Here is a 12,185-nt window from a genome sequence, read left to right on the forward strand (position 1 = left end):
TCAGTCACCGGAACCTTCGGACTCCGCCGCGGCCAGCGCGTCTCGCACCGTGTCGCGCTGGAGGTGCATCGACACCGGAGCCCCCGGATTCACCATTAGGTCCACGCCTTCCGGCAGCGCGTCCGCGAGCTCCCAGATGAGCACGTCCTGCCAGCCCGGTACCTCGACGTGCTCGCGGTGCACCGGAGCGGTGGTCACCAGTACTGCCTCGACGTCGTCCGGCAGGGATGCCACCAATGCTTGCCCTTCGTCGTCGAGCGCCACGCCGAGGAGGACGCCTCGCAGATTGCGCAGCACCGTTTCGGTATCGGGCGGGTCCTCCATGACCGCCACCCGCATCGCCGCGTCCGCCGGGTCGGTCGGTGACGCCGGATCCGGCGGCCGGTAGTCGGGATTGCCCTGGAACGGCCCGGTCACGCCGTCGGCCGAGACGATCCACATGCCCACCACCAGCTCCAGCGGCGGCCGGTCGTCCTCGTTCTCCGGCCGCCACGACGGATCGGGCAGAAACAGCCACTCGTCCTTCGGCCGCGGTTGTTCGGTCTCCTCTGCCGTGGCGTTCTCGGCGGAATCGGTCACTGTGCACCTCGGGCTTCTTCGTTGCGGATCCGCTCGATTTCGGCGGGGGTGTACCGGGTTTCATGGCGGACTACCCTGCCGCCGCCCGGGTAGTAACTGACCCAGCCACGATTGCGGGCAACCGAGATCTCGGCCGGTGCCGAGTCGGACGGAAAGTCGGTGATGACCTCGCCGCGCCCGGCGTGGAAGGCGGCGTCGTCACCGTCGCCGCGTGCGGCGCCGACGAACAGATCGACAGCCTCGTCCTTGCCCATATAACAACTGACGAACGTGACGTCGGAACCCGGATTCTCCGCGCGCAGACGCCGATACTCGGGGAGCGCGCGGAGAGTTCTTTGGAATTCGTTACCACGGACATGGGCCTCGACGACGCGGCCCTCGCGCATGAGTCCGACAACGAACCCGCTTCCTCTTTGGCCGTGCGCGGCGACCCAGACAGTGTCGTTCCACGGCGCCCGGACGCGGTGGCCGGGACGGCCCCGGGGATTGGCCGGAGGGTACGACTCCTCGGGAAGCGTGCGCGTGACGAAGTCCATCCGCGCAAAGGTGGGAGTCCATTCGACCAGGGCATTCTCCCTATCCTGGGCGTCCAGGTCGAGGCCACGGGGTTGGCGGTCCCGGTTGAACGCCAGCTCACGGAAAACCTCGTGCGGGTAGAACGTGATGGGCCGGTTACGCCTGTCGAATCCGATGTGCGGTAGCGGCGCCGGAGTCGGATTCGGGCGAGGAATACCCGGGGTGACGGCCTGCCCGGACCCGCCGAGAGTGAGAGCGCCGAAAGCGCCACCGATCGCGGTGTCGACCTCGTCCGAACCGTCCACGGGCGCGGAGTAAGAACGCGATCGTCGATCCGCCCTGCCCTCCTCCCGGCGGATCTGCTCGATTTCACGGTCGGTGTACTGGGTTTCCCGACGGACGACCGTGCCGACATCGGGGTAGTCGCTGACCCAGCCGCGGTTGTGGGCGACGTAGATTTCGGCCGGCGGCGAACCGTCGTGAATCTCATAACTAACCACGTCTCGTCCGGCGTGGAAGACGGCATTGTCGCCGTCGACGCGTGCCTCGTCGACGAACAGATCGAAGGCATCGTCCGCGCCCACATGACAACTGATGAAGGTGACGTCGGAACTCGGATTCTCCGCGCGCAAACGTTGATACTCGGGGAATTCACGGATGGTTCGTTGGTACTCGTCACCCCGGAGGAAGGCGATGACGGGACGGCCCCGGCGCATGACCTCGACCATGAACCTGCGATTTCCGACGCCGTGCGCCTGAAGCCAGACAGGGTTGTTCCACGGCGCCCGAACGAAGTGGCCGGGGCGGTGGCGAAGGTCATCCGGAGGGACTTTCTCCTCGGGAAGCGTGCGCGCGACGTAGTCCATACGCGAGAAACTGCGGATCCATGCCCTCAGTGGCCCAACGGCCTCAACCGTCATGTTGAGGGCGCGGGGTTCGCCATGTCGATTGGTGATGAGCCAGCGGGGCACCTCATAGGAGTAGAAGCTGATGGGCCGGCCCTGGGTGTCGAATCCGGAGTGGCGAGCCGCCGGCGTCGTCGGGTTCGGGCGGGGAATGCCGGGCGCGGTGCGGGCTCGCCCGGACGGACCGAGATCGAGACCATCGAGGTCGTCCCTGATCTGGTCCTCCGTCGTGCGCTGAGCCGCTTCCGGCCGGGTCGTTTGCGACCGGAAGTCGTCCACCCGCCGAGCATCCGAACGGTGGGGGCGGCGCTCGCGTTCATCGAGCGACCTGGGAATGGCGGGATCCGCGGTCATGTCGTAGGAACGCAGTGATCCCGGGCGCTCGTCACGGCGTGGGGCATTCGACCTGTTAGCCCGCTGTCCGCCCCTGCCTTCGGCCCGGCGGATCCGCTCGATTTCACGCTCGCTGTACTGGGTTTCCCGACGGACGATCTTGCTACCGTCCGGGTAGTAGCTGACCCAGCCGCCGTTGTAGGCGACGACGATCTCGGCCGGTGGCAAGCGGACATCTCCAGTGCCGAAGGCGACCGGCTCGCGTCCGGCGTGGAAGACGGCCGGATCTCCATCGGCATGCGACGCGCCGACGAAGAGGTCGAAGGCGTCGCCCGCGCCCGCGTAACAACTGATCAGGGTGACGTCGGAACCCGGGTTCTCCGCGCGCAAACGTTGATACTCGGGGAATTCACTGATCGTCCGCTGGTATTCGTTACCTGGCAGGTATGCCTTGACGGGGCGGCCCTGGCGCATGATTTCGACGACGAACCGGCGGCTGCCTTCGACGCCGTGCGCCACAAGCCAGACAGTGTTGTTCCACGGTGCCCGGACATACTGGCCGGGGCGCCCGGGGCCGTCGTCCGGAGCGTGTCGCTCCTCGGGGAGCGTGCGCGGGACGAAGTCCAGGCGCGAGAAGCTAAGGATCCACTCGTTCAGATGCGCAAGGAGGTCAACCGACATGTTCAGAGCTCGGGGCTCGCGGTCCTTGTTGAACACGAGCCAGCGGGGAACCTCGTGCGAATAGAAAGTAATGGGCCGGTTGTTCACGTCGAACCCGAAGTGACGGGCCGGTGGCGTGGACGGATTCGGCCGGGGGATGCGCGGGGTGGTACCGGATCGCTCGGACCGGCCGAGATCGAGATCGCTCAGCTCATCGCTGATCTCGTCCTCCACCGCGGGCCGAGCCGCCTCCGGCCGGAGGTCGTCCACCCGCGGAACGGTCGAGTGGTAAGGCGTGCGCTCCCGTTCACGTAGCGGACCGGTGCTGGAGTCAGGCGTGACCGGTGTCGGCCCGGAGCTTGGCGGCCGGAGATCATCCACCCGCCGAACAGTCGAGCTGTAGGGCGTGCGCTCTCGTTCACCAAGAGGCTTGGGGACAGCGGGATCCGCAGGCATGGCGGAGGAACGCAAAGACCCCCGGTCCGGACGTGTGCCGGCGCCTTGCGAACGATCCGATCCCCCACGCTGCTCCGGCCGCAGCGGAGCGTTCGGACGCCGGGGTCCCTGTCGGCTGGGCTCGCCGTGTGGCGGATTCCCCGAAGTGGCCTCGTCGTAGGCGGGTGGCAGCCCGCGCGGTACCGGGTTCTGCCCGGTGTAAGCGGGCGGCGGCTCCCCTGGCACCGCGTCCGGCCCACCGGACGTGGACCCATCCTCGTACGCCGGGAGCGTGCCAAGGCGGTCGAGACCCTGGGCGCGGATCTGGCCGATTTCAGCCGGGCTGTATCGGGTGTGCTCGCGGATGACGTCGCGGCCGTCGGGGTAATGGGTGATCCAGCCCCCGTTATCGCTCACGACGACCGTGGAGTGGTCGCCGTACCCGCTGTCCGGGGTGAGGATTGAGGGCTGGCCGAGTCCGGAGTGGAAGGTGGCGGGGTCGCCGTTGGCGCGTGCCGCGGTGGCAAAGCGGCTGGAGACGCTTCCCGCCGTGGTGCCACCGGTGATGAGGGCAATGTGGGGATCCGGGTTGTAGGCACGGAGGAGCCGGTATTCGGGGAATTCGGAAAGGAGCCGGTAGAAGGTGTCGGCGGAGATGTGGACGGGAACGAGCCCGCCATCGACCGTGACTCCGATCGTGAATTCACTCACATGGATGGAGTCGACGACGAGCCATACGGGGTCGTTGTCCCAGGGGGCCTGGACGGAACCGTCAGGACGGTCCCCATGGAGAGTGGGATGGGCCACCACCTCTTCGGGAAGTGTGCGCATGACCTGGTTCATCCGGACGAACCCCTCAGCCCAGTCGCGCACCGCGCTCTGGTGTTGGGGCGTGGGCATGAAATTGAGCACGGTCACCTGGCCGTTCGCATTGGGCACGGCCTCGCGAACGACGTCGTCGGCACGGAAAACGACGCGCCCGCCGTCGTTGTCGCGTCCGGCGAACCTTGTCCGTGCGGCGGCCGGGGTGGGGTGCGCTCGTTCGATAGCGCGGATCTGGTCGATTTCGTCGGGCAGGTATTGGGTGTCACTGTGGACGAAGCTCTGGCCGCGGACGAAGCTCTGTTCGCCGGGGTGGTGGCTGACCCAGCCGGCGTTGTTGCTGACGCCGATCACGGGGAGGCCCTCGACTCGGCCATACGTGTACCGGCCGAGCGGCGCGAAAAAGACGGCGCGGTCGCCGTTCTGGTGTGCCGAGTCGGCGAAACGGCCGGATCCTTCGGCTCCCGGCACGCCGTGGTGGACGAGGACGACGTCGGAATCCCGGTTGTAGGCACGGAGGAGCCGGTATTCGGGAAAATCGCTGACGGTTCTTTGGAGTTCGTCACCCGTGACGTACACCGTGACCGGCTGGCCGTGACGCGTGACCTCCACGCGGAACAGGTCGGCGGCCGAGTTGACCATGAGCCAGACGGGGATGCCGGTACCCCAGGGTCCCGCGGTGAAGCCGCCGCGGCGGTACCGCCCGGCAGTCTCCGGCGGGAAGTCCTCTCCGGGGAGGGTGCGCACGACGTGGTTCACGTACCCGAACTCGCCGATCCAGTCACGCAGGTTGCTCCGCGCGTTGGGTTCGGACATGAGGTTGAGGGCGGCGGCGCCCACCGCGTCGGGCAGAACCTCGCGGAAGACGTCGCGGGAGTGGAAGCCGACGGACCGGCCCTGGCCGTCGAATCCGTAGTGGCGGGTGGATGGTGTGGCCGGGTCGCGGTGGGTTCGCGCCGTGCTCGTGGCGTCGGGTCGCGCCGTGCCCGTGGCGGTGATCGTGCCGGTGACCGTGGCGAGCGTTTCGCCGATGGCACGGCCGTTCATGGTGCCGCGCAGGATCGCGTCACGGATCTCGTACCGGCCGTGGAGAGTCTGGACGCCGCCCTCGAAGGGGGTGACCTCGCCGTCGATGAAGCCGGTGAAGTCGCCGAGGACGGTGCCGTCGATATCGCCGTCGACGACGCCCACGAACGGATCAGTGAAGGTCCGATCGCGGACGGTCTCGGCGCCGCCCTGGTTCGACGCGCGGTCGGTGTGGGACCCCAAGGGGCGGCGCGGAACGTTCGGACGCCGACCGGCCGCCGAGTCGTCCGGCCGCGAACCGGTGTCCGGGTGCCCGCTGCTCGCACCGGGGCTGTCGGTGTAGGTGACCGTGGGGATGTCGTCGCCGATGGAGGCACCCATCAGGTCGAGATACCGGGAACGCAACCCTACCTGCGGCAGACCGTTCGGGGCTTGCTCGTAGAAGTCGCCCATCAGCGAGCCCGGAATGCCGAGCTGCGCCTCGGATTCGGCACCGTGGCCGTGCTCGTCGGGCAGGCCGAACCGATGGCCGAGCTCGTGCGCGGCCTCCTCGGGCGTCAGATCCGCGGGCCAGGTCTCGTCATTGGCCCGGACCCCGGGTCGCGTGACCTGGACCGACAGGTGCGGCCCCGCTCCAGGCCCCACCCGCTCCAACCGGACGAACAACCGGTCGCCGTCCGGGCCGGTGCGGAACTTGTGCTGTGGCGCGTTGAAATACCGGTGCACACCTTCCTGCGAGGCCGCCCACACGTCCGTGACCTGCTGGTCACTGACACCCTGATCCGGCGTGAGCGACACCCGAACGGTCAACTCGGTCACGTGGTCGCCCCCATACGACATCCGCCGGACGTCGTATGCGGACTCGATGACCGTGTCGTTGCTCTCGTCGTGCCGGTTGCGGAACAACTCCCGCACCGCCTCGGCACGATTGACACCAGGCTTGTGCAACGAAGCCAGATGCGGGAAATGCACACCCGCCCTGCGGGTGCGGGGCACCGGATCGACGGAAGCCCGAAACTCCTCCCATCGATCCGGTGACACCGGGAACGGAACCCGCCCGGCACGAGCCTCACTCCGGGAAGCCTTCCGCTCGGAACCCTCGGGACGGCTCGGCGCGGACGGACGTTTCGGCGAGGTCGTCTCGTCGCGCACGCGCTCCGGGTCACCGTCCGGGGTGTGAACCTGGACATACGATTCCCAGATCGCCTCCGGCGAGGCGAACATGGCGGCCAGTCCGGCGAACCGCTCCCGATACCCCGGCGAATACTCGAAATGCCTCCCGTCCGGTGTCCGGGCCAGTTCCCGGGTGTTACGGAAGATGAAGTAGTCGTCGAAAGTCGACAGACCCTGGCGCGCCGCCCTCCCGCCTCGTTCCCAGTAACTGCTGCTCTTGGTGTAGGAGGAGAAGTCCGCCTGGTAATACTGATGGAATTCACCGAACAATCGCCCAATATCACGGGCGGCTTCGGCCGGGAGTTCCACGATGAAGCCGCCGGGCTCGGTCAGTTCTCCTCGGCCGGTCAGCCGCAGCGCCAACCCGGCGATGAACTTGAACGCGTCGTCCGCGGTGTGCCTGCCCTGCAGGTAGAACCCGAAGGGGTCCGAGTCGATGAGCGCGACGGCGGCGGCCAGATCGTGACCGGCGAAAATCCCCCCGTACCGTTTGACCATGTCCACCCCCAGCTCATGCTCGGGCTCCGTATCGTGCCGCGACTCGGCGGACTCCACCGTGCGGTTGATGTGGCGCACCTCGTCGTGGTAGTCGGTGACCGCGTCTTTGCCCCGGCTGTCGAAATCAGCGAAATCATCGCGATACTGCTGGAACCGGCCGATGTTCTGTCGCTTCGCGTTGTCCTTCTCGATGTCGTGGAACAGGATCGCCTTGACCATCGCGTCGACGGAAACCAGCCGGTCCGCGGCCGGCTCGCGGCGTGCCAGCGTCAGGTATTGGCCCAGCACCATCTGCGCGTGCTCGTAGTAGGTGTACCGCTCGTTCCAGACGGTGATCTCGTCGTACTTGTGCGACAGCTCGGGAAACTCCTGAACCAGATAGTCGATGATCTCCCGCGGCGACGCCTGCTCATCACGCCACAACTCGGTGATCCGCGCGCCTACCCGCCGCTGGTGGGCCTCGCGCACCGGTCGTTGTTCCCGCAGCGCGGCGAAGTCGTTGTCCGCGCCTCTGGCGGTGATGTTCAGATCGTTGAGCATTCTCCCGTAATCCTCGGCGACCACCTCGACGATCGCCGCCTGCTCGGCCCATGGCCGCACCGTGTGCTCCATGAACTCGTCCAGCTCGCAAGGTTCGTCCGGCGGGTGATCGTTGCATCGCACCAGCCAGTCGCCCTCGCCCAGGTGCTGTCCGATGAACGCCACCAACCGTCTCTGACGCTTGTCGATAGGGACGTACGGGTCGCCGTCCATCAGCGCCACCGCGGAGTTGTCCTCCGCGAGCGCCAACTGCCGCCAAGTCGCGTAGTGCTGCCGTAGACCCCGCGCGACTCGGCGCGCCCGCCATGAGGCACCGCGGTCGAGCTCGTCCATCGTGGGCCACGGCTGCCATTCCGGCGCCAGTTCGCGGGCGCCGACGCGGGGGACTCCGAGCCGGTCCCGCAGGCTGTCCACGTGCGCGACCGTGCCCGACCACTCGCCGCGCAACAGCTCCGCCCGGCCGAGGCCCGAGGTATAGGTCACCAACGATCCCGGTACCGCCGACTCGGCCAGCCTGCTGGCCAGGGGCCGTGGAACCGTGAACAGATTCGGCCCCAGTTTCGGCCAGACGTTGGCGACCCGGTCCGCCGCCTGATTCGGAAAGGCCTCGGGCGCCGCCGCGCCGCGGCTCAACTCGCGCACCGCGTCCAACGGCACGAGGTATGACCTGATCACCGGTGGAACCGACGACCGCCACGGCTGCGACGACGCCAACGCCTTCTCCGCGGCCGACAGCACCTGCACCGCCGACAACGGACGACCGGCGAACACCGACAGCGGGCGCCCCAAATGCGAGGTCAGGATCATGATCTTCCCGGTGCGCGGATTCTGCTGCACGTCACCGACGTGCGCGGCGATCGGCAGGCCCGTCTGGAGATCGAGCTGCGGGATCTGTGCCTTGGACACCACCGTGTAGAGCCGCACATGCGGTGCGTCGTTGATCAGTTCAACCTCGAACTCACCACGGTGCACCACCGGGGGAGGCAGTGCCTGCTGCGGTGCGCCTTCGGTTAGGAAATCGGGGCGGTTCGGTCCCGGATACGAGACCTGGCGCAACCCCACCGCCAGCTCCTGCGGATGCCCGGTATCCCGCACGGCCGGCGCGACCACGCTTTGCGGCGGAGTCGCCGGGTGCGGGCTGTAGTGCGGATTCTGGCGGAATTCGACCACCTTGCCATCGCGCACCACCTCGTAGCCGCGAACGAACTCCCGGCGGATACCTCCGGGGAACACCACCTCCTGCTGGAAAGGCATCGCCCACCGGCCCAACGTCGCCACCAGGTCGATCCCACCCGGTGCGTCGATCACAAACCGATTCCCGGAATGTTTCCAGCTGGATGCCATCCCCTTGTTCCTGGTCGTGGAGACGAGCCCGGTCTTCCCCAAAGTGTCCTGGTAATGCACCAGATCCCGGGGCACGTCGGTATTCCATGGCGGGAACCCCTCCTCGAAGACGACATCGTGATCCCGTTCGTCCGCCCGATACAGAACCGCACGATCGGTACGCCACAGCACGCCTTCCGACCTGACCGACAGTGAGAACAGTCTCAGGTCGTCGAGGTCGTCGACCTCCACCAACGCCGCCGCCAACGCATCCGCCGGACGAACCGCCGACACCTGGCGCCCCGGACGCTCCCACGCCGCGAAACCGAGACTGAAATTGCCATCCAGCCGGTCTCTTCCCAGGTCCGGAAGATATCGAAGGGCGCTCATCTCCCGGTTCGAACGGAGCAGCTCGAACTCTCGGCGATAACGCTTCACGAAATCCTGCATGCGCTCGATCCGGAAGACCAGCGACTCGAACTCGTCGGCGGGAACCCTGTTGTACATGCGCGCGCGAGCCTGGAAAGCGGCCACGTCGGTCGCGAGCCGTCGGAGATGCCGCTGCAGAAGCATGGACGCTCTCCGTGTCGCGGAGGCATCGCCCACATCACCAAGCGTGTCACCGAGCATGTCGGTGAGGAACTCTGGCAGCCGCGAGATCTCGCGGAGCGCGTCCCCCAACCGCGCCGTGTCGTCCAGCGTGTAGGGCTGCTCGGTCGGCAATTCGATTCTCAGGCGCCGAGACCGGGGCCTGTCCAGCTTTCCAGTCAGCCTGAGCCGGTACTCGGCCCGCAGAAGCATGATCGGACGCCCAGACCGGGGCCCGTCCAGCTTTCCAGTCAGCCCGAGCCAGTACTCGGCCCGCAGAATCATGATCCGATCGTGCAGCCGATCACGCAGTTGGGCGGCGCGTAGGAAACCGGGCGAGATGGGTGATATCCGTTCCAGGCGGTTGACGAGAGATTCCCCCCGCTGGATCCAGTCCAGCCACGCCTGCGGGTCGCCCGGCCGGTCCCGGCCATCGACGCCACGCCAGATAATCGACGACGCGTCGGGAGAACGCGCACCGACATACGCCTCGACCTCGTCGAAGTCCACATCCTCTTCGCTCCCATTCCCTTGCGGCTGGGGCGTGAACTGTCCCGCGGGGTGCACCGTCGGCTGCTCACCGGCGGCGATGCCGCTGTTCTCCGGGTGCGCAGATGCGAGCTCGCCGGAGATGATCCGGCCGACCTGCGACAGATGCCGGGACCGCACCTGCGGCGGCACCGTCAGGTCGTGGTGGCCGATACCCGCCATCACGCTGGTTCCGACGGCATCGATCCGCTGGACGCCGCCCTCCCACCGCGCCATGTGTTCGGCGATCGGCTTCTTTCGCGCTCTGATGGCTTCGGCCAGTTCCGCCGGGAGGTTCTCCGAGCGGAGGTACTCGTCGCGCAGCCCGAAATGGTGCAGCAGTTCGTGCAGGTACACCAGCGGCGACCTACCGGTCGCCCACTCCTCGTGATGCGACCTGAATCCGCGCTCGTTGTTGATCCGCACGCGGCGATGCGGATCGCCCGAATCCCGGCCACCGCGCTCGACTCGCACCAGGAACTGATCACCGGCCAGTTCCCCGTCCGGGAACAGCAGACCCTGGCTGTTGACGCCGAGATTCGCCCCGTACACCAGGGAACGCCACACCTCGTCGATCTCGTCCGGTGTGGTGCTCCCGGACGTCCCGAGATCGAACCGTACCGTGCCCTCCACGACGTTCCGTCCGCCGACCTGGAACCGCCGCCCGTCGAAATGAGCCCGCGGACCCTGTCCCGAGAAGGGATCCCTGATCTCGGTATCGACGGTGAACACGGGCGCCGCGTCGCGCGCCGCGTCGTATTCCCGGACATCGAACCCGGCGCTGCTCGCCGGATGCCCGTCCCACAGCCGTGGATCGGGGTCGATCGGGACATTCGCCTCGATCCTCGCGCTGATCCCGTCCAGTTCCCGCGGGCCGACCACCCCGTTCGTTTCCCGGCCGGGCTCCTTCGCGGGCGCCCCAAGGTGCCGCAGGACGGTCTCCAGATAGTCGTCGCCCGAGCCGTTGACGGACCACTGCCCGGTGGACAGCTCACCGCCGGAATCGTCCACGATCTCCATGTTCACGTGCGCCGATCCGGCCGGCCGGTCGTCCCGCTCGATGTCCAACAGGAATCCGGCGCCGACGAAATCCCCGTCCGGGAACACCTGGTTCGCCGCGTTGACCCGTTGTTCGATCGAGTTCCGCAGCCGCCGGTGAACCTCGTCAAGCTGTTCCTCGGTCACGCCTCGGCCGGCGCCCAGCCGCAGCCGCAGTGTCGCGCCCAGGAACTTCCGCTCACCCACCGCGAATCGGCGCACGTCGAACAACGACGTCCGTCCGTCTGCCGAGATGACGTGCGGCGGTGCCTCTTGCCAAGCGCGGTCCGCCCGCCGCACATCATCGGCAGGCACCGCCCAGTTCATCGGCGGGATCGCATTACCGGTTCCGGTGACGTGCGGCCGATCCGGTCGGGAATGCGCGGGCAGATCCCTGATCCGGTCCCCGCGGCTTTCCCGCTGTGCCGGTAATTCGGCACGGTCCGGGTGGTCCTGCTCCGGATCGCCGTCCCGGCTCTGGTCCTGTGCAGACCCGCCCGGCTCCGGGGCGCTCAGTCCGAGGTCCGCCAGCCCTTGCCGGTCGACCTCCAGCGTGATCGGTTCGTCCCGGCCGGTGCGGATCAGCCGGTTCCATTCGGCCGGCACGTTCTTGCCCCGGTAGGTCGGCCTGACGTGCCAGCGCGGAATCGCCGAGACCAGGTACATCGGCGACTCGGCACCACCGCCGGAATCCGACCGCTTCGTCGACACGGCGTGCTCGCGCTCTGTGCCGTGGTTGTCCGCCACGGTGTTGATGTCACCGATCTGCTGAAAGGGCCGGTAGTTCGCGTCGTCGACGTTCCCCTCGCGGAAGTCCAGGGTGAGCCAGGGACCTACGTTGACATCCCGCTGGAACGTCAGCTTCGAGGTGTCCTTGCCGGTCCGGTCCCCGCCGAGCGAGCCGTCGATCACCCGGATCAGCTTGCGGTGCGTCAGATCCACGGTGATCAGCGCCGAGGCGAGTTGGTCACCGATCAGCGTGACGACATAGCCGTTCGCCGCCAGTGCCGTCCGCAGCTCGGTCCGCAACTTGCCGAGGCTCGTGGCCGTGAGCAGTTGGTACGCGGCCTGCGGATGCAGTCCGGGACGCGGGGGGCTCATCTGGGCGTCGCCCAGGATGAGCCCCTTCAAGGCCGCGTGGAGTCTCGGCGCCGCGAACGGGCGAACGTGGACGATCGCGTTGCTTGAGAATCCGGGCGGCAGGCCCCGTTCGGCCCGCCA

The 12,185-nt window shown here is 67.6% G+C and carries 2 protein-coding genes (1 of these 2 cut by a window edge); both read right to left on the minus strand.

All coding sequences use genetic code 11. The annotated features are described in order from the left end of the window. Positions 1-579: a type VII secretion system-associated protein gene (locus ACTWQN_RS03740; RefSeq protein WP_443201882.1), complete on the minus strand. Its 579-nt coding sequence runs from the start codon at positions 577-579 to the stop codon at positions 1-3. Beyond that, a protein-coding gene (locus ACTWQN_RS03745; protein ID WP_443201883.1) for a DnaJ domain-containing protein crosses the window boundary here: on the minus strand, positions 576-12,185 show its final stretch. The gene runs 15,564 nt beyond the window's last position; the window shows 11,610 of its 27,174 coding nt (coding positions 15,565-27,174); the start codon falls outside the window, past its right edge; it ends in the stop codon at positions 576-578. Before ACTWQN_RS03745 ends, ACTWQN_RS03740 begins: the two co-directional genes overlap by 4 nt.

The organism is Saccharopolyspora antiqui (assembly GCF_052246905.1).
GTDB lineage: Bacteria > Actinomycetota > Actinomycetes > Mycobacteriales > Pseudonocardiaceae > Saccharopolyspora.